This window comes from Rhodanobacter sp. B04 (genome assembly GCF_002001125.1).
In the GTDB taxonomy this organism is placed as follows: domain Bacteria; phylum Pseudomonadota; class Gammaproteobacteria; order Xanthomonadales; family Rhodanobacteraceae; genus Rhodanobacter.
This window is the reverse complement of the sequence record NZ_MUNV01000012.1, coordinates 184,076-202,913: the sequence shown is the minus strand read 5'-3', so window position 1 is coordinate 202,913 and position 18,838 is coordinate 184,076. Positions and strand designations below refer to the sequence as shown.

19 protein-coding genes are annotated in these 18,838 nt (G+C 66.2%); 11 read left to right on the top strand and 8 right to left on the bottom strand.

Annotated features, from left to right (window positions below; genetic code table 11):
* The first annotated feature begins 37 nt into the window (after window positions 1–37).
* Window positions 38–1,627 carry a glycosyl hydrolase family 39 gene (locus B0E46_RS11845; RefSeq protein ID WP_077555985.1) on the top strand — a complete coding sequence of 530 codons (1,590 nt, stop codon included), beginning with the start codon at window positions 38–40 and terminating at the stop codon, window positions 1,625–1,627.
* A gap of 14 nt (window positions 1,628–1,641) precedes the next feature.
* On the opposite strand, the gene thrC is transcribed toward B0E46_RS11845, so the two are convergent.
* From thrC to B0E46_RS11810, 7 genes are all read right to left on the bottom strand, one after another.
* The gene (thrC, locus tag B0E46_RS11840) at window positions 1,642–2,961 is read right to left on the bottom strand and encodes a threonine synthase (protein ID WP_077555984.1); all 1,320 of its coding nucleotides are present in this window, start codon (window positions 2,959–2,961) and stop codon (window positions 1,642–1,644) included.
* Complete coding sequence (locus tag B0E46_RS11835) at window positions 2,958–3,923, bottom strand: homoserine kinase (RefSeq protein WP_254425151.1); 966 nt, start codon at window positions 3,921–3,923, stop codon at window positions 2,958–2,960. Before B0E46_RS11835 ends, thrC begins: the two co-directional genes overlap by 4 nt.
* A 38-nt stretch (window positions 3,924–3,961) precedes the next feature.
* Complete coding sequence (locus tag B0E46_RS11830) at window positions 3,962–5,056, bottom strand: homoserine dehydrogenase (protein ID WP_077555983.1); 1,095 nt, start codon at window positions 5,054–5,056, stop codon at window positions 3,962–3,964.
* A gap of 387 nt (window positions 5,057–5,443) precedes the next feature.
* The gene (locus B0E46_RS11825; RefSeq protein ID WP_217316341.1) at window positions 5,444–6,127 is read right to left on the bottom strand and encodes a class I SAM-dependent methyltransferase; all 684 of its coding nucleotides are present in this window, start codon (window positions 6,125–6,127) and stop codon (window positions 5,444–5,446) included.
* A gap of 72 nt (window positions 6,128–6,199) precedes the next feature.
* A complete protein-coding gene (locus B0E46_RS11820) occupies window positions 6,200–7,318 on the bottom strand; it encodes a YncE family protein (RefSeq protein ID WP_254425136.1) in 1,119 nt (372 codons plus the stop codon).
* 99 nt (window positions 7,319–7,417) lie between these two features.
* Complete coding sequence (locus B0E46_RS11815) at window positions 7,418–8,236, bottom strand: creatininase family protein (protein WP_254425135.1); 819 nt, start codon at window positions 8,234–8,236, stop codon at window positions 7,418–7,420.
* Window positions 8,237–8,507: 271 nt separating this feature from the next.
* Window positions 8,508–8,747 carry a pirin-like C-terminal cupin domain-containing protein gene (locus tag B0E46_RS11810; protein WP_168171194.1) on the bottom strand — a complete coding sequence of 80 codons (240 nt, stop codon included), beginning with the start codon at window positions 8,745–8,747 and terminating at the stop codon, window positions 8,508–8,510.
* A 56-nt stretch (window positions 8,748–8,803) separates the two neighbouring features.
* On the opposite strand from B0E46_RS11810, the gene B0E46_RS17895 reads away from it, so the two are divergent.
* Complete coding sequence (locus tag B0E46_RS17895) at window positions 8,804–8,998, top strand: hypothetical protein (RefSeq protein ID WP_217316340.1); 195 nt, start codon at window positions 8,804–8,806, stop codon at window positions 8,996–8,998.
* On the opposite strand, the gene B0E46_RS11800 is transcribed toward B0E46_RS17895, so the two are convergent.
* On the bottom strand, window positions 8,983–9,879 hold the full coding sequence (locus B0E46_RS11800) for a LysR family transcriptional regulator (protein ID WP_077555979.1): 897 nt from the start codon (window positions 9,877–9,879) through the stop codon (window positions 8,983–8,985). The genes B0E46_RS17895 and B0E46_RS11800 overlap by 16 nt on opposite strands.
* A gap of 116 nt (window positions 9,880–9,995) precedes the next feature.
* On the opposite strand from B0E46_RS11800, the gene B0E46_RS11795 reads away from it, so the two are divergent.
* From B0E46_RS11795 to B0E46_RS11755, 9 genes are all read left to right on the top strand, one after another.
* Window positions 9,996–10,982: an aldo/keto reductase gene (locus B0E46_RS11795; protein ID WP_077555978.1), complete on the top strand. Its 987-nt coding sequence runs from the start codon at window positions 9,996–9,998 to the stop codon at window positions 10,980–10,982.
* A gap of 25 nt (window positions 10,983–11,007) precedes the next feature.
* Window positions 11,008–11,991 carry an aldo/keto reductase gene (locus B0E46_RS11790; protein WP_077555977.1) on the top strand — a complete coding sequence of 328 codons (984 nt, stop codon included), beginning with the start codon at window positions 11,008–11,010 and terminating at the stop codon, window positions 11,989–11,991.
* Between the two features lie 26 nt (window positions 11,992–12,017).
* Complete coding sequence (locus B0E46_RS11785; RefSeq protein WP_077555976.1) at window positions 12,018–12,770, top strand: carboxymuconolactone decarboxylase family protein; 753 nt, start codon at window positions 12,018–12,020, stop codon at window positions 12,768–12,770.
* 58 nt (window positions 12,771–12,828) lie between these two features.
* Window positions 12,829–13,236 (top strand): cupin domain-containing protein, encoded by a 408-nt coding sequence (locus tag B0E46_RS11780; protein WP_077555975.1) that lies wholly within the window; start codon window positions 12,829–12,831, stop codon window positions 13,234–13,236.
* Between the two features lie 34 nt (window positions 13,237–13,270).
* Window positions 13,271–14,323 (top strand): NAD(P)-dependent alcohol dehydrogenase, encoded by a 1,053-nt coding sequence (locus tag B0E46_RS11775; RefSeq protein WP_077555974.1) that lies wholly within the window; start codon window positions 13,271–13,273, stop codon window positions 14,321–14,323.
* Window positions 14,324–14,615: 292 nt separating this feature from the next.
* The gene (locus B0E46_RS11770) at window positions 14,616–15,389 is read left to right on the top strand and encodes a DUF3348 domain-containing protein (protein WP_077555973.1); all 774 of its coding nucleotides are present in this window, start codon (window positions 14,616–14,618) and stop codon (window positions 15,387–15,389) included.
* Window positions 15,370–17,466 carry a DUF802 domain-containing protein gene (locus B0E46_RS11765; RefSeq protein WP_077555972.1) on the top strand — a complete coding sequence of 699 codons (2,097 nt, stop codon included), beginning with the start codon at window positions 15,370–15,372 and terminating at the stop codon, window positions 17,464–17,466. The genes B0E46_RS11770 and B0E46_RS11765 overlap by 20 nt, the downstream gene beginning before the upstream one ends.
* The gene (locus B0E46_RS11760; protein ID WP_077555971.1) at window positions 17,463–18,110 is read left to right on the top strand and encodes an OmpA family protein; all 648 of its coding nucleotides are present in this window, start codon (window positions 17,463–17,465) and stop codon (window positions 18,108–18,110) included. The genes B0E46_RS11765 and B0E46_RS11760 overlap by 4 nt, the downstream gene beginning before the upstream one ends.
* Complete coding sequence (locus tag B0E46_RS11755) at window positions 18,103–18,765, top strand: DUF2894 domain-containing protein (RefSeq protein WP_077555970.1); 663 nt, start codon at window positions 18,103–18,105, stop codon at window positions 18,763–18,765. Before B0E46_RS11760 ends, B0E46_RS11755 begins: the two co-directional genes overlap by 8 nt.
* The last annotated feature ends 73 nt before the right edge of the window (window positions 18,766–18,838 follow it).

Here is an 18,838-nt window from a genome sequence, read left to right as displayed (position 1 = left end):
GGGCCGGGCATGCACACAGACCATGGAGAGAACGACGATGAAATGGCTCACCGGATGGTTGCTCGCGTTCCTGACGATGCTGCTGCCTGCGACGGGCATGGCACAGGCGACGGCATCCGCCAGTGACAGCGTAGGGATCCAGGTCGACGCCAAGGCGCCGGGCCAGCCTTTCCCGCATTTCTGGGAACAGATGTTCGGTTCCGGCCGCGCGGTGCTGGCCTTGCGCGACGACTATCGCGCCGACCTGACCGCGGTGCGGCAGGCGACGGGCTTCGACTATGTGCGCTTCCACGGCATCCTCGATGACGACGTCGGCCTGTTCCAGCTGGGCAAGAGCGGCCAGCCGTTCTACAACGCCACCGACAAGTCCGCCGGGGAAGGCCAGCCGGTCTACAACTTCTCCTACGTGGACCAGATCTACGACGGCCTGCTGGAACGCGGCGTGCGCCCCTTCGTGGAGCTGGGCTTCATGCCGAGGGACCTGAGCTCCGATCCCAAGGCGCTGCAGGACTTCTGGTATCACCCCAACGTCGCGCCGCCGAAGGACTACGCGCTGTGGGACGGCATGATCCGCGCTTTCGCGCAGCACCTGATCGCGCGTTACGGCATTGATGAGGTGTCGACGTGGTACTTCGAGGTGTGGAACGAGCCGAACATCGGCTTCTGGGCCGGCAACCCCAAGATGCCGACCTACTATGCGCTGTACGACCACACCGCGCGCGCGCTGAAGTCGGTCAGCCCGCGCCTGCGCGTGGGCGGCCCGGCCACGGCGCAGGCCGCGGAGGTCGCCGGTTTCCTCAGGCACGTGCACGCGGCGAACGTGCCGGTGGATTTCGTCAGTACCCACGTCTACGGCGACGACACCGCGGACAACGTGTTCCACACCGACGAGCACATCCCACGCAAGGACATGGTGTGCCGTGCGGTGGACAAGGTGCACAAGGAAGTCCTGGCCTCGGCGTATCCGAAGCTGCCGTTCTTCATGAGCGAGTACAACGCCTCCTACGCCAACCTGCCGAACGTCACCGACACGGTGTACATGGGCCCGTGGCTGGCCAACACCATCCGCGCCTGCGCCGGCAAGGTGGACGCGATGAGCTACTGGACCTTTTCCGACGTGTTCGAGGAAGGCGGCGTGGTGCGCAAGCCATTCTATGGCGGCTTCGGGCTGATCGCCGCCGGACGCATTCCCAAGCCGGCCTACAACGCCTTCGCGATGCTGCACCGGCTGGGCGAGCAGCAGCTGCAGGTGGCGTCCGATTCGGCGCTGGTCACCCGCCGTGCCGACGGCAGCCTGGTGCTGGCGCTGTGGAACTACGCGCCGCCGCTCGGTGACGGCGCCAGCTACACGCCGGGTCAGCCGACCGGCCCGGCGCGGCACTTCCGCATCGACATCACGGGGATCAAGGCGGACGCGCAGGCGACCGTATGGCGGCTGGACCAGACCCACGGCAATGCGGTGGGCGCCTTCGACCGCATGGGGCGACCGGACTTTCCCAGCCGCGAGCAATTGGTGCAGTTGCGCACGGCGGCCAAGCTGGGCGAGCCCGAGCACCTGGCCGTGCGCGCCGGCAAGCTCGATCTCGATGTGCCGCCGCAAGGCCTGGTGGTGATCGAGGTGCGTTGATCGTCGACGACGGATCAGCCGTGTGCCAACAGCCAGTCGCACAGTGCGTCGTCGGTGGGTGCCAGCGGTTCGCTCGCGGCTGGGCGCGCCAGCATTGCGGCGAGTGATGCGGGCACTGCCAGCGGATGTCCGATCAGCGGCTCGACCACACTCTCGAACTTGGCCGGATGCGCGGTGGCGACCACCGCCCATGGCGCATTGTTGCCTTCGCTGCGCAGCCGATCGAGCGAGTGGATCGCGGTGGCGGTATGCGGGCAGAACACCTCATCGTATTCGCGTGCGTGGCGGGCGATGGCCTGCTGGATCGTGGCATCGTCGACGCTGTGCGCCTGCAGTTGCACGCGCAGTGCCGCTTCGTCGGGAAAGGTCCAGCGCAGTCGCTCGAAGTTGCTCGGTGCGCCCACGTCCATCGCGTTGGCCAGCGTGGCGATCGCCTCGCGTGGCGCATACGCCGCGCCGGCAAAATAATCCGGCAGGGTGGGGTTGGCGTTGCACGCCAGCCGCACTGTGCCGATCGGCAGGCCTATCTCGTGCACCCACAGGCCGGCCACGGCATTGCCGAGGTTGCCGGTCGGCACGATGAAGTTCAGCGGCGTGCCGTGCTCGCGCCACCAGCCCAGCGCGGCGTGCGCGTAGTAGCTCATCTGCGGCAGAAGGCGGCCGAGGCTGATGCTGTTGGCCGAGGCCAACGGCAGCTGTGCCTGCAACGCCGTATCGTTGAGAGCGGCTTTCACCATGCGTTGGCAATCATCGAAGCGGCCGGCCACGCGCAGTGCCATGACGTTGTCGCCGAAGCAGCCGAGTTGGCGCGCTTGCCGCGGCGAAACCCGTCCGTCGGGATAAAGGATCGCCACGCGTACGTTCGGCTGGCGGTGGAACGCCGCGGCCACCGCGGCGCCGGTGTCGCCCGAGGTGGCGACCAGGATGGTCAGTGGCCGTGCATCGGCACGTGGCAGCCGACGCAGGCAGGCGGCGAGGAAGCGTGCGCCGAAATCCTTGAAGGCCGAGGTGGGGCCATGAAACAGCTCCAGCATCACGGTATCCGGGTGTGCCGGCAGCGCCCGCAGCGGGGCGGCGAAGGTGAATGCCTCGGCGCAGATCCCCGGCAATTCGCTGGCCAGCGGATCACCGGCAAAGAACGGCGCCAGCAGGGTGGCCGCCGTGTCGGCCAGCGCGCCCTGCGGATCGAACGCGCCAGGATCGATCGACGGTAGCGCCTCCGGCACGTAGAGCCCGCCATCGGGCGCCAGCCCGGCGGCAATCGCCTGGCTGATCGGCACGGCCGGCCCGGCGCCGCGGGTGCTGTGATAGCGCAGCGGCTCGACATCGCTCATGCGTCGGCCTCAAGCGAGGCGATCAACGTGGCGGCCGGCCCAGCGATCGGGGACACCCAGGCATCGCTGTCCAGGGCGGCTTCGGCGAAGGCGGCCTGCATTGCGGCGGCGGCGGCTTCGGCATCGCGGCGGTTGTCGTACCAGCCGAACACGCTGGGCCCGGCGCCGGAGATGCTGGCGCCGAGGGCGCGATGATCCAGCGCAGCCTGCTTCACCCGCGCGAAGTGCGGGATCAGCGGTGCGCGGCGTGGTTCCACCAGTACGTCCTTGAGGCCTTCGCGCACCAGCGCCGCATCGCCCCGATAGCAGCCGGCCAGCACCAGCGCGAGGTTGCTGCTTTGCGCGACGAACTCGCCGAGTTCGTAATGTCCGGCCAATGCCGCACGTGCCTTGCGCGTCTCCAGCACGTAGTGCGGATGCACCAGCGCACAGTGCCAGCCGGCCGGCACCGGAATGCGCAGCAGGCGTTCGTGGGTGGCCAGCACCAGGCCGCCGAGCAGCATCGAGCCGAGGTTGTCGCCATGCCGGCTGCCGCTGGCCACCGTTTCGCCATCCAGTGCGAAGCCATACAGCGATTCGCGCGGCAACGGCTGCGCCAGCAAGGCGTTGGCGGCCACCAGGGCGGCCACGCAGGACGCGGCCGAACCGCCCATGCCCGAACCCAGCGCGATGCCCTTGTGCAGCACCAGCTCGAAACCGTGCCGTAGCCCGAGCGCCTTGCGCAAGGCGAGCAGCGCGGTGCCGGCGGTGTTCTGGCGTGGATCGGTCGGCAGTCCGGTGACGCAGCCGCGGATCGCCGCAATGCGCACCACCGGCTCATCGATGCGGCGCACTTCGGCGCGATCGCCGGCACCGGCCACGCTGTGGCCGAGCAGATCGAAACCCACGCCGACATTGCCGACGCTGGCGGGCGCGAAGGCACAGGCGACCTGCGGAAGTTTGGGGTGACGCGGTGAAGCCATGGCCGGTTCCAGCAGATCGTTGCTCATGAGATCGGAATTCATGCGCGCACCTCCAGCGATTCGGCGATGCGCAGCAGGTCGGTGAACACGCCGGCGGCGGTCACTTCGGGACCGGCGCCGGGGCCCTGCACCGACAGCGGATTGTCGCAGTAACGGCGTGTCGTGAACTGCACGATGTTGTCGGTCAGCCGCGTATGCGCGAACAAGTGCTTCGCCGGCAGCACGACCAGCTTCACGCGGGCGCGGCCGTGGCGGTCCAGGCTGGCGACATGCCGCAGCACGCCATGGGTGGCCCGCGCCTCGGCCAGCCGCGCGGACATCAGCGGATCCAGTTCGTGCAGTCGCTGCATGCAGGCTTCGAGCGGCAACGCCGCCAGCGCGGGCGGCACCAGGCTCTCCACCGCGACTTCCTCCAGCGACAGCGGCCAGCCCGCCTCGCGCGCCAGGATCACCAGTTTGCGCGCCACGTCGAGGCCGGACAGGTCGTCGCGCGGATCGGGTTCGGTGTAGCCCAGCGCATGCGCCTCGCGTACCAGCGCCGAGAACGGCTGGCGGCCATCGTGGCGATTGCACAGCCACGCCAGCGTGCCGGAGAACATACCTTCCACCGCCAGCAGTTCGTCGCCGGTATCGAGCAGGTCGCGCAAGGTCTGCACCACCGGCAGGCCCGCGCACACGGTGGCCTCGTAGCGGAAGCGCATGCCGTCGGCGCAGGCGGCGCGGATCGCCTGCCAGCGCGGCAGCGGCCCGCTGCTGGCGAGCTTGTTCGGCGTCACCACGTGCAGTCCGGCGGCGAGCCAGCGCGCGTAGTGTCCGGCCACCACTTCGCTGGCGCTGCAGTCGATCAGCAGCGCGTGGCGGCCATCGCTGCCGCGCACATGCGCGGCGAATTCGTCGAGATTGCCCGGTCGCCAAGTCTGCGCACTGTGGCAGCGCGCATTGAGCTGGGGATCGTCGCAGTCCAGCCACATCCGCCGGCTGGCGGCGACGCCGCACAGCTGCAGATCCAGCCCGCTTTCGCGCGCCAGCCTGGGCTGCGCCGCGCGTAACTGTTCGAGCAGGGCGCTGCCGACGCGGCCGGGGCCGATCAGTCCAACCGCCAGCACGCGCCGCCCCCGCCGCGAAGCTGGCATGGCGAACGTGGCTGGTGGCGATGAGACAGCAGGTTGTGGCGCACAGATGTTCACGATGACCTCCGGATGAGGCCCGTGCTCGCTGGAGGTTCGGCTTGTCTCGGGGTGCATGCCGGCCCGCCTCATCGAGGGCGGGGCCGTTGCGTGGAAGAAGCTATTCGCGCACGGACACCCACCCCGACCGAGTCGTGGTGGTAGTCGTAATCGTGGTGGCGATGGAACGGATGTCGACGCCTGCCGGCAACGCCGCACGCCCGGCGGCAGCCGGGGCGAAGTGCATGTGTGCTGGCATGGAAAACGGCGACATGGCAGCGACCTTAGAGGGATTGTTGCACTGCGGTCAACAGGTTCATTTGCAACTTTTGGCTATAAGCGTATCCGCGCCGCTCAATCCGCGGCCTGGGCGATGAAGATCACCGAGGCGGGTTTGCGCGTCAGCGGGTGCAACGGCTCGCGCATTTCCAGCAGGCGCAGTCCATGCTTCGCGAAAAGCCCGATCCAGCTTTCCAGCGTCCTGAAATACCAGGGGGCCGGATCGCTGAAGTCGGCATGGAATCCTGCCCAGGAACCCGCTCGCCAGCCGTCTTCGTAAGGGTGGTCGCCGCATGCGGTGGACGGGTGCAGCGTCTGTACCAGCAAGCTGCCGCGCGGCTCGAGCAGCGAGCGGATGACGCCGAACAGACCGGCCACGGATTCATTGCCGAGCAGCGAGAAATTGCAGACGGCAGCATCGACGGACAGCGTGATCCGGCCTGCCATCACGTCTTCATAGGAGGCCACGCGAAAGTCGCCTCCACCAGCCTGCTGCGCCTGCTCGATCAGCGCGGGAACGGCATCGATGCCGACCACCGAGATGCCGCTGGCGGCAAGGGTGCGGGCCAGCCAGCCCTCGCCGCAGCCGATGTCGAGCACCGATCGTGGCGAGCGCCCGAGCGTGGCGTCGACGATCGCCCGATCGGTGACCAGCCGGCGGCTCTCGATCTGCCGTTCGCGCACGGCGGCGATCCAGGGCGCAGCATTCTTGCCCCATGAATCGAGAATCTTCTTCTCGCTGAGCGGATCGATGCCCATCCGGTTTCCCGATGGCCAGGATTCGCGCAGGCGGCTTCGGCGAAGCTGCCTGCGCTTCATGGCCGACAGGGGTCAGCGCATGATCCCGGTGTGACCCAGCGAATAGCGTCCAGGCTGCGGCCAGACGGCCAGTCCATGCGGCTCCGCACCGACCTTGATCGATCTGACCGCACCGGTCGTGGTGTTGAACGCATAGACGACGTCGTCGAAGCGGCCCGACAGCCACAGCAGCTTGCCGTCGGCGCTGACATTGCCCATGTCCGGGCTGCCGCCGCGCGGAATCGGCCAGTTCGCCACGACCTTGCGCGTGGCGAAGTCGATCACCGACACGCTGCCCTTGCCATGGCGCGGCCCGTGGATGCGGTTGGAGCCACGGTTGGCGACATACAGTTTCGTGCCATCCCGGCTCGGATACATCCCGTGCGTGCCGACGCCGGTCTTGATGAAGCCGATCCGGGTGAAGCTGTCGCCGTCGACCAGGAACACGCCATTGGCCATCATGTCGGCGACATAGAACACCTTGCCGTCCGGCGAGACGCGGATGTCCTGCGGCATGCCCTTCTTGTCGAGCAGCAGATAGCCCACCACCTTGCGCTTGACCATGTCGATCTTGGCCAGCTTGCCGCCGAATTCGCAGGTGAAGATCGCGTAGCGGCCGTCGATCGAGAAATCGGCGTGGTTGATGCCCTTGCACTCCGGCACCTGCAGGCTGTTGTGCAAGGCCATCGTATGCGCATCGCGGAAGTCCAGCCGCGCCCGCGACTCCGCCACCACGATCGCTTCCTTGCCGTCGGGCGTGAAGTACATGTTGTAGGGATCGTCGACCGCCACCGCCTTGCCCGGCTTGCCGGTCTTCGGATCGATCGGGGTGAGGCTGCCGTCGTTATGGCCCTCGGCGTTGTTGGTCACCCACAGCGTCTGCAGATCCCAGGACGGAACGACATGCTGCGGGCTCTGGCCGACGGGGAAGGTGTCGACCACCTTGAACGTGGCGGGGTCGATCACGGAAACGCTGTTCGAACGCAGGTTCGGCACATAGATCCGCGGCAACGCACCGGCTACTGCGGGACTGAAGTGATTGAAACCGGCCTCGCTGTACATATTGCTGGCATCCACGACCCGCGGCATGCCGGCGACAGTCGTGACCGACTGCGCGGCAGCGGCGATGGAGGCGGTGCAGGCAGCTGCCAAGGCGACGCCAATACACGCGGCGATCCGGAAAAAACGAGGGGAGCGTGGAGTCATGGTGATTTCATCATCAAGGGATGGGGGAAGATGCCAGCTGGAACATTATCGCCCAGCGGTGTCCTTCCTGAGCGCATCGACGGTTCGCGACACGATCGCGTCGATACCCAAGCGGCCGAGTTCGGCACTGGAACGGCGTGGGTCGCCGCCGTAGACACCGTCCGCCGGGCCAAGCTTCGCACTGCCGTGCAGCCGATCCAGCCTGACCATCTGCGGCGCGACGGCAAGCTGCAGGGAAGTATCGGCGAGTCCCGCATGGGTGCCGATCTCGTCATCGCGAAAGCCGCGCTGGCGCAGGATCTGTGCGTAGCCGTCCGAGCTGGTCGCGTAGTATTCCGGCGGCACGAAGGCCCGGGTCGCCGAGCCGGCCCAGCTCTTGTTGAGGTGGGCCACCACCCGCTGGAGATCCTTCTGGTAGCCGCCGTGGTCGCCCAGGAAGACGATGTTGCGGAAGCCGTGCACCGCAAAACTGTTGGCGGCGGATTCCAGCGTTTTCTCGAACACGTCGTCCGGGATGGTGATGGTGCCGGGAAAGCGCATGTGCGACGTCGGCGGCGCATAGCTGCCCTCCGGGACATACGCGATCACCGGCGCCACGAGGGCGTTGCCCAGTCCTTCGGCAATCCGTTGAGACAACCACGCCACGCGCGCATTGTGCTTGCCCAGTGCGACATCCGGCCCGCTCTGCTCGGTGGCGCCGATCGGAATGATGATGGTGGTCTTGCCGGCCTGGATCCGGTCGCGCAGCTCGGTCCAGGTGAGGTCCTGCAGCAGCACGGTTTTCGGCGTCTGCGCGAGCGCGGTCTGCGCGGCGACGAAAAAAATGACGGCCGCGAAAACGGGTCGCAGTGAATGACGCATCATGAACAGTCCTTGCGGGTAGACGCCGCCGAATGCAGGCGGAAAGGGCGCCGATGGTTCGACACATCATTGCCGTTTGCGTGTCGATTAACTACCTGCGGCCCGTACCCCGGTCAGCTGCTGTCATGGTTCGCCTGCATTTGTCGCAAGCTCTGCCATGGGCCACGGGGCGAGAGCAGCCTGCCCTGGAAAGCGCAGGGAGCCACACGGCCGCGGCAGGTCGCATGCCTGCAGCGGCCATCTCGATCGTGCCGAAGTCGGATGACTTCCAACGTCAAAACGGCACGCCTTCGAGCCGTCCCATGCGGCCACCGGCAAAGTCGCGCTTCGCCCGTTCGAGCCGTTCGGGCCTATCCATCACGAACGGGCCGGAGAGCAGCACATCGCCCTGCACCGGCTGGCCGCCGAGCAACGCCCGCTCGACCGTCTCGTCGCCGTGCGCCGCAAGGTGCACCTTTGGTGCCGCCGCCCAGGATGCCAAGTGCACCGGTAGCCAGGCGGGCGCCGCCGACATCGACCTGGCCCTGCAATACGTAGATCCCCGGCTCGGGCGCGGGCTCGACGTCCAGCATGATGCCCGCGCCCGCATCGAGTCGGCGGCGCGGGAACCCTGCAGCGCGTCCTGCCGGACTGGCGCCGCTGAGCAGCATCGTGCACGCCATCTTCCCGTCGCGCCGCGGGCTGCTGCCGGCGGCGCGTCAGCTGATCGATTGCCTGACGGCCGAGTTCGAGCAGCTGGCCGGCGAGGATCAGCCTCCCCGATAGCGCAATGCCTCCACCAGCAGCGAAAACGCAGGCGAGTGCTGCCGCCTGCTCGGGTAGTAGAGATGATAGCCGGGAAACGGCGGGCACCAGTCGCCCAGCAGGCGCTGCAGCCTGCCTGCCGCGATATCCGCCAGAACCATGTCTTCCGGCAGACAGGCGAGGCCGAAGCCATCGAGCGCCGCGGTACGGATCTGCCGGCTGTTGTTGAAGGCCAGCCGCCCCTCCACGCGGACGTTGAGCGCGTGGCCGTCCTGCTCGAACTCCCAAGCGTAAAGCCCACCGTGGGTGAGGAAGCGGATATTGATGCAGTCATGCCCGGTGAGGTCGCGCGGGGTATGCACCGGTGGTCGTGAGGCGAGGTAGCCGGCCGCGCCGACGACGGCCATCCGCATCGGCGGACCGATCGGCGTGGCGACCATGTCCTTGGCCACCTGCTCGCCCAGCCGGATGCCAGCATCGAAGCGCTCGGCGACGATGTCGGTCAAAGTTGAATCACTGATCACCTCGACGCGGATGTCCGGATACTCCGGCAACAGCTTGCGCAGTGCCGGCCACAGGATCGTGGTGGCAGCGTGCTCGCCGGTGGTGATGCGCAGCGTGCCGCCGGGCTTGTCGCGCAGCTCGCTCAGGTTCGCCACGGCCGCATCGATGTCGCCGAAATTGGGTGCCAGTTCCCGGAACAGACGCTCGCCCGCCTCGGTGGGGGCGACATGGCGGGTGGTGCGGGTGAGCAGGCGCAGGCCGAGCCGGGCCTCCAGCCCGCGAATGGTGTGGCTGAGCGCGGACTGGGACACGCCCAACTGCGCGGCGGCACGGGTGAAGCTGCGCTCGCGCGCCACGGCCAGGAAGGCCAGCAGGTCGTTGTAGTTCTCGCGGGGCATGCGCGGACCCAACTGATTAATGAATAAAGATCATAAAAGCATTCGTATTGCCTCGTCTAATCAAGGCAAACATCCGCGCACAAACTACCTGCATCCCGATCTGCGGCAGGAACATCATGCAAACGCGCACGCTTGGAAACAGCGGCCTCACGGTCTCGGCCCTTGGTCTGGGCTGTATGGGCATGAACCATCACCGTGGCCCGGCACCGGACCGGAAGGAAATGATCGCCCTGATCCGCGCGGCGGTGGAGCGCGGCGTCACCTTCTTCGACACCGCTGAAATCTATGGCCCCTTCACCAACGAGGAACTGGTCGGTGAGGCGCTAGAGCCGTTCCGGAAAGACGTTGTCATCGCCACCAAGTTCGGCTTTGACCTCGGTCCTGGCGGATCCGGCGGACTGGACAGCCATCCTGAACGCATTCGTCAGGTCGCCGAGGACTCGCTCAGACGGCTGCGGGTCGACGCCATCGATCTCTTCTATCAGCACCGTGTCGACCCCAACATTCCGATCGAGGTGGTCGCCGCCGCAGTCAGGGATCTGATCGCCGAGGGCAAGGTCAAGCATTTCGGCCTGTCCGAGCCGGGTGCCGAGACCATTCGGCGGGCTCATGCGGTGCAGCCGCTGACCGCCATCCAGAGCGAGTATTCCCTCTGGTGGCGTGCCCCCGAAGAGGAGGTGTTGCCGACCTGCGAGGCACTGGGTATCGGCTTCGTCCCCTACAGCCCACTGGGCAGGGGCTTCCTCACCGGCAAGATCGACGAGACCACGACCTTCGGCAGCAACGACAATCGCAGCACGTTGCCGCGCTTTACACCGGAGGCTCGAAAAGCGAACCGTCCCGTGGTCGACCTGCTGGAAGAGATCGGAAACCGGAAGCAGGCAACGTCGGCGCAGATCGCACTCGCCTGGTTGCTGGCGCAGAAGCCGTGGATCGTGCCGATTCCCGGCACCACCAAGCTGCACCGGCTTGACGAAAACCTGGGCGCGTTCGCCGTCGACCTCACCGCCGGCGACCTTCGCGAGATCGACGAAGCCGCATCGAAAATCACGCTGCAGGGAGCACGCCTGCCCGAGAGCGTACTGAAAATGACCGGACTGTAATCGCTGGATCATCGGAGCCAATGAAATGAAAAGCCGCACATTGGGAAACAGCCAGCTCGAAGTCTCCGCGCTCGGCTTTGGCTGCATGGGACTGAACCACGCCTATGGCGCTGCGATGGAGAAACAGGACGCGATCGCCTTGCTTCGACAGGCTGTCGAAGTCGGCGTGACTTTCTTCGATACCGCCGAGGCCTATGGCCCGTTCACCAACGAGGAACTGGTTGGCGAGGCGTTGGCGCCGTTCCGCGACGACGTGGTCATCGCGACCAAGTTCGGTTTCAGGAATGGCGATTCGAAGACCGGCGTGGACAGCCGGCCGGAGCGCATCCGCGCCGTCGCCGAGGCCTCGCTCAAACGTCTCCGGACGGATCGGATCGACTTGTTCTACCAGCATCGCGTCGATCCGAACGTACCGATGGAAGACGTGGCCGGCACGGTCAAGGAGCTGATCGCCGAAGGCAAGGTGAAACACTTCGGCCTGTCGGAAGCCGGCATGCAGTCGATCCGCCGCGCGCATGCGGTGCAGCCGGTCGCCGTGCTGCAAAGCGAGTATTCGCTGTGGTGGCGTGAACCGGAGCAGGAAGTGCTGCCGACCTGCGCGGAACTGGGCATCGGCTTCGTGCCGTTCAGTCCGCTGGGGCGGGGTTTCCTCGCGGGAAAGATCGACGCAAGCACCACGTTCGCCAAGGACGATTTCCGCAACAACGTGCCGCGCTTCTCGCCCGAGGCGCGCCAGGCCAATCAGACGCTGGTCGACCTGCTGGGGCGCATCGCGGCCGGCAAGCAGGCGACTCCGGCGCAGATCGCGTTGGCGTGGCTGCTGGCGCAGCAGCCGTGGATCGTGCCGATTCCGGGCACGACGAAGCTGCATCGGTTGAAGGAGAACATCGGTGCCGCGGATATCGCGCTGAGTGCCGACGATCTTCGGCAGATCGCCGAATCATTGGCGCAGATCCGGGTGCAGGGCGACCGCTACCCGGCGCACCTGGCAGCGCAGGCGGGCAGGTGAACGAACAGGATCCATGAGGCGACACGATGGCAATCACTGAAGCAGCACAGCGCAATCACGAGCAACTGTTCCACGGCCACATCTCGACGCTGAAGGTCAGCGATCCCGAGCTGGTCGAGATTTTCGACAATTGGGCATTCGACGAGGTGATCAAAGCCAGCGACATGGATATCCGTCTGCGCCTGATGGTGCAACTGGCAGCGCTGATCGCCTGCCATGCAGTCGGCGAGTACCGCGCCATGCTGGACGGTGCGTTGAACGTCGGCGTGACGCCGGTGGAAGTGAAGGAGATCGTCTATCAGGCCGTGCCCTATGCCGGCATGGGCAGGGTGTTCGATTTCATCCACGCCACCCATGAAGTCTTCCGCAACCGCGGCATCGCGCTGCCGCTGGAAGCACAGTCGACCACGACGGCACAGACACGGCATGCGGAGGGGCTGGCGATACAGCAGCGCTTCTTCGGCGAACGCATCGACGCAATGGTTGCGCAATCGCCGAAGGATCAGCTGCACATCCAGCACTTCCTGTCCGCCAACTGCTTCGGCGACTACTACACCCGAAACGGCCTGGACCTGAAAACCCGCGAACTGCTGACCTTCGCGATGCTGGCGGCGCTGGGCGGCTGCGAACCGCAACTGGCCGGTCACGTTGCCGGCAACCTGGCCATCGGCAACGATCGCCAGCTGCTGATCGACACGCTGACTCAGTTGCTGCCGTTCATCGGCTATCCGCGCACGCTCAATGCTTTGCGAGTGGTCAGCGAAGGCACGTCGGCGTAAGCGAACAGGTTTGTCACACCCGGCCCCATACACTCATCTCTTCGCAGGAACATCCCACATGGAAATCATCCGCAACGGCTCGCAGCCCTCTGTCACCGGACCAGCCGAGTACTTCACCGGCAAGGTCCGCATCGACTCGCCATTCAAGGGCATCGGCGGCGCGAACGTGTCCGGCGGCATCGTCACTTTCGAACCCGGCGCGCGTAGCGCCTGGCACACGCATCCGCTGGGACAGATCCTGATCGTCACCGCCGGCAAGGGCTGGACCCAGTGCGAAGGCGGCCCGATCGTGGAGATCAACGCCGGCGACATCGTCTGCTGCCCGTCCAACCACCGGCACTGGCACGGTGCCACACCGACCACCGCGATGACCCACGTCGCCGTCCAGGAAGCGAAGGACGGCAAGGTGGTCGAGTGGATGGAGAAGGTGACCGATGAGGAATATCTTGCAGGATCGGCATCCTGACCCCATTGCTTCCATCCCCAGCAAGGAAAACGTCATGACCATCAAAGCCTACGGCGCACACGCCGCCGACAAGCCGCTGCAGTCCATCGACATCGAGCGTCGTCCGCCCGGTCCGCAGGATGTGCAGATCGACATCGCCTATTGCGGCGTCTGCCATTCCGACCTGCACACCGTGCGCTCCGAGTGGGGCGGCACGCTTTATCCGTGCGTACCGGGCCACGAGATCGTCGGCCACGTCAGCGCCGTGGGCAGCGGCGTGACCGGCTTCAAGCTCGGCGACACCGTGGGCGTGGGGTGCCTGGTCGGCAGCTGCCAGCATTGCGCGGCCTGCGACGAGGGGCTGGAGCAGTATTGCGAGAACGGCTTCGTCGGTACCTACAACGGCCCGACCGCGGACGCGCCCGGGCACACGCTGGGCGGCTATTCGCAGCGCATCGTGGTCGATGAAAAGTTCGTACTGAAGATCCGCCACCCCGAAGCGCAGCTCGCCGCGGTCGCGCCGCTGCTGTGCGCCGGCATCACCACCTACTCGCCGTTGCGTCACTGGAAGGTCGGTCCCGGCAGCAAGGTCGGCGTGGTCGGCATCGGCGGACTGGGCCATATGGGGGTGAAGCTCGCGCATGCGATGGGCGCGCACGTGGTGGCCTTCACCACCTCGGACAGCAAGCGCCAGGCGGCGCTGGACCTGGGCGCGAACGAGGTGGTGGTATCGCGCAACGCCGACGAGATGAAGGCGCACGTCAACAGCTTCGACTTCATCCTCAACACCGTGGCCGCCAGCCATTCGCTGGATGCCTTCACCGGGCTGCTCAAGCGCGACGGCACGTTGGTGCTGGTCGGCGTGCCGGAGCATCCGCATCCGTCGCCGAGCGTGGCCAACCTGATCTTCAAGCGCCGGGCGATCGCCGGTTCGCTGATCGGCGGCATCGCCGAAACGCAGGAGATGCTGGATTTCTGCGCCGAGAAAGGCATCGTCTCCGACATCGAGATGATCCCGGCGCAGAAGATCGACGAGGCCTACGACCGCATGGTGAAGGGTGACGTGAAGTACCGCTTCGTCATCGACAATGCGTCGTTGGGCAGATGAGCGGATCTCCCTGCGTCGAATGACTTCGGCGTAGGTACTGAAACGCAGAGTTTGCCTTGATCTCCTCGATCGACCGCATGCTGCAATGCCAGTCGCGGTCCGCAAGGGTAGATCGCTTCCGCCCCTGCCAGGCCAGCTGGCAACGGGCGGAATGCATCGGCGCTTGATGTCCGCCTTTGCTGTTGAAGATCGCCGCCGGCGCCAACCGCTTGCTTCGCCGCTTGTACGCCAGTCGCCAGGCAGCGGTCGCCACCCGGTTAGCGTGTAAAATGGCGGTTTTTCAGCCAGAAATATGGTGCAAGCTTCTCAACGGACCAGTATCCGTGGCCCGACCTTCATTCGTTTGCTTGCTCGCCTGACGGACGTTGACGTTTCCCCCTCCAGGCAATCGCTCTCGGACCGGCTGGGCCAATGGCTCGGCTGGACGTACGCCGTTGCGCTGTCCACATCGCTCGACGGCAAGCCGTCTGCGGTGGGCTCGGACGTGCCTGCCTTTGGCCGTGCTGAAGAGAGCGAATGCGCGCGTGTGCGTATCGCGCTGGCAAAGAGCATCGCCGACGATCCTGTATTCGCCACCTCGAGGCAGTGCGGGGCTGAACCGGCGTCCGCCGAAGAAGGTGGCGCGGACGCGGCGGTCGATTACGCGGTGTTTCGTCAGCGCTATCTCGCCATGCAGCGGTCGATGCAGGCGGCCACCGGCAATCTGCGCGGGCGTCTGCGGGACATGCTTGTCCAGGGAACGGCCGACATGGCGCGATTGGCGGAGGTTGATGCGGTCATGGAACGTGTACTGAGCCCGCGCGAGCAGACGCTGTTGGCCCACGTGCCTGCGCTACTCGGGGACCATTTCGAGCGCTTGCGTCAGGCCGAGCCGAAGGCGCCGGCCGGCGCGCAAGTATCCGAGGATGCCCCGGCGATAGCGCCTGGGGCATGGCTGGACGTGTTTCGCAAGGACGTGCAGAGCGTGCTGCTCGCCGAACTGGACGTTCGTTTTCACCCGGTCGAAGGCCTGCTTGCAGCGCTTCGCAGCCACTCATTGGGACGCCATGTTCAGAAATCTGCTTAATCTCGCGGTGTTTTTCACAGGTCTGGTGGCAGTGTGCTGGATCGGCGCCGGCTACGTCGGCTCCAATCCGCTGGCGACGGCCGTCACGATGGTGATTGGCGCGTGCTACCTGGCGGGCGCGCTTGAGCTGCACCGCTATCGGCAAGCCACGTCCACGCTGGCGCACGCCGTGACGGATCTGTCCGCCGCGCCGACCAGCCTGGATGACTGGCTGGGCCGCTTGCATCCCAGCCTGCGCAACGCGACACGCCTGCGCATCGAGGGTGAGCGTGTGGCCTTGCCGCTGCCGGCGCTGACGCCGTATCTGGTGGGCTTGCTCGTCCTGCTGGGCATGCTGGGCACGCTGCTGGGCATGCTGGCGACCCTTCGCGGCACCGGCATGGCGCTGGAAAGCGCGACGGATCTGCAGGCTATCCGCGGCTCGCTCGCCGCACCGGTCAAGGGGCTTGGGTTTGCGTTCGGCACCTCGATCGCGGGCGTGGCCAGCTCGGCGATGCTCGGGCTGCTCTCCGCGCTATGCCGGCGCGAGCGGCTGCACGCGGTGCAGTTGCTGGACCTGAAGATCGCGACGACGCTGCGCATCCATTCGCAGAGCCATCGGCGCGAGGAATCGTTCAAGCTCCTGCAGCGGCAGACCGCACTGATGCCTGCCCTGGTCGATCGCCTGCAGGCGATGATGGCGAGCATCGAACAGCAAAGCGTGGCCGCGAACGAACGGCAGATCGCCAATCAGGACGCATTCCTCGGCAAGACCGAAGCCAGCTACACGCGCCTGGCCGCCTCCGTCGAGCTGTCGTTGAAGGAGAGCGTCGCCGAGAGCGCACGTGCCGCCGGGGCCGCGCTGGAACCCGTCATGCAGGCCACGATGGCAGGGCTCGCACGCGAGTCGGCTGCACTGCACGACACCGTGACAGATGCCGTGCAACGGCAGTTGCAAGGACTGTCGGCTGGTTTCGAGGCGACCACCACCGCCGTGGCGGATATCTGGAACCAGGCACTGGCCGGGCATCGGCGATCGAGCGAGGCGCTTGTTCAGGATTTGCGCAGCTCGCTGGAGCGATTCACCGAAACCTTCGAGCAACGCTCGGCTGGTCTGTTGGAAGGCGTTTCTGCACGCCTCGACGCCACGGCGTGCAACATGGCCGACGCGTGGAATCAGGCGCTGTCGCAGCAAGCAGGCGTCAATGAGAAGCTCGCCGCCCACAACCAACAGGCCCTGTCGGTGGCTGCGGCAGCCTTTGAGCAGCACTCGGCGTCGCTGGTCCGCACCGTCGGCCAATCGCACACGGACTTGCAGGCGACGCTGGCCTCGCAGGACCAGCAACGGCTGGCCGCATGGGCCGACACGCTCGAAACGACGACCGCAATGCTGCGCCAGGAGTGGGAACGAACGAGCGCGCGCACCGCGAGCCGGCAGCAGGAGATCTGCGAGACCCTGGCGAAGACCGCGTGCGACATCTCGGCACGGACACAGGCACACGCCAGCGACACGATCGCGGAGATTTCCCGGCTCGTGGAAGCTGCGTCCGAAGCACCCAAGGCGGCGGCCGAAGTCGTCACCGAGCTGCGCCAGAAACTTTCCGACAGCATGGTCCGCGATACCGCCATGCTGGAGGAGCGCAGCCGTCTGATGGCCACGCTCGATACCCTGCTCGATGCCGTGAACCACGCCTCCACCGAGCAACGGGTGGCCGTCGATGCGCTGGTGGCCACGTCGGCGGATCTGCTCGAGCGTGTCGGCACCCGGTTCACCGACCACATCGAGGTCGAGACCGGCAAGCTCGGTGCAGTGGCCGCGCAAGTCACCGGCAGCGCCGTCGAGGTGGCCAGCCTTGGCGAAGTATTCGGCGTGGCCGTACAGGCGTTCGGCGAGTCGAGCAGCCTGTTGATGGAGCACCTGCAACGCATCGAAGCCGCACTGGACAAATCGCTCGCGCGCAGCGACGAACAGCTGGGCTATTACGTCGCGCAGGCCAGGGATGTGATCGACCTGAGCATGCTGTCACAGAGGCAGATCATCGAGGAAATGCAGCAGCTCGCCGGCCAGCGGGCGCTCGCCGGAGCCGAAATGGCATGAGCGACGAACTTGACGGTGTCGAGGAGTCGAGCGCACCGGTCTGGGCCGCCTTCGGCGACCTGATGTCGGTGCTGCTGGGTGTGTTCGTGCTGATCCTGGTGGGCGTGATCGGCGTGCAACTGCAACTTTCCAACAGGCTGGATGAAGCGGTCAAACAACGACAGGCCGAGGCGCAACGTCGCATGACGCTAGAGCACGCTTTGGCGGTTCCGCTGGCCGCTGGCCGGGTGACGCTCGTCGATGGGCGCATCGGCATTCGCGGCAGCGTGTTGTTCGCGCTGAACTCCGATCGGCTGCAGCCCGAAGGGCGCGAGGTGTTGAAGAGCCTGGCGGCCCCGCTTGCCGACTACCTCAAGTCACGCGACGAAATCCTGATGGTGAGCGGCTTCACCGACGACCGGCAAGTGCGCGACGGCAACCGGCAGTTCGCCGACAACTGGGAGCTGTCGGCCGAACGCGCGTTGACCGTGACCCGTGCCTTGATCGCCGATGGCCTCCCGGCTTCCTCGGTATTCGCCGCCGCGTTCGGTGCCGAGCAGCCAGTGAGCTCGAACGCCGATGACGAGGGACGGGCGCGGAACCGGCGCGTGGAAATTTCACCGATCCCGAAGCAGCCGACGGCAACCGTGACGCCTCATGAGTGATAGCGGAACACGCGCACGGGCGATACTCGACGCGTGGCGCGAGCAGCACGCCGATCGCATGAATCCCCTGCGATTTCATTTCATCGAGGCGCTGGAGCGGCGTGCGGCAGGTCATGACGGCGAGGCGCGACGACTGCTGGACGACAGGCTGTCCAGGCTGATCGGGACCTATGCCGGCGATCTCGAAATGGCCGCATTCAACGCAGGCGCTTCGGATAGTGCGACAACGCCATGTGTGCCTGCTCGTGGAGCGCTGGGTGCACTGCTCGATCACTTCGCCAATCGCGCGGCGCGGCACGGCGACGATCCCGCCACAATCGACGCTGTTACCCAGCCTGCCACGTTGCCGACCATGGACGCGCTCGGCGAGTTCCAAAAAATCTGGTCCCAGGTCCGCACGGATAGCCAGATACGGCAGTCGCTGGAACAAGTGCCCGCCAACGCCGGTCCGCTCAACTCGGGCAGCCTCGTACATCGGTCGCTTGCCCTCATGCGCGAGCTTTCGCCAGGATATCTCCAGCAGTTCCTGGCATACGTCGACACCTTGTCGTGGATGGAACAGATGAGCGATGGCGGCGCCTTGGCAGCCAAAGAAGCTCCCCGCGCCGCGAGTGCCAGAAAGCGCACACGGAGTAAACGCGCGTATCCTGATTGAAGCTGGCTTTGCAAGGTTGCCGAGCAGATACGCGCCAGCGACGAAAGCCTGGGCATGCAGCAGGAACGGTACG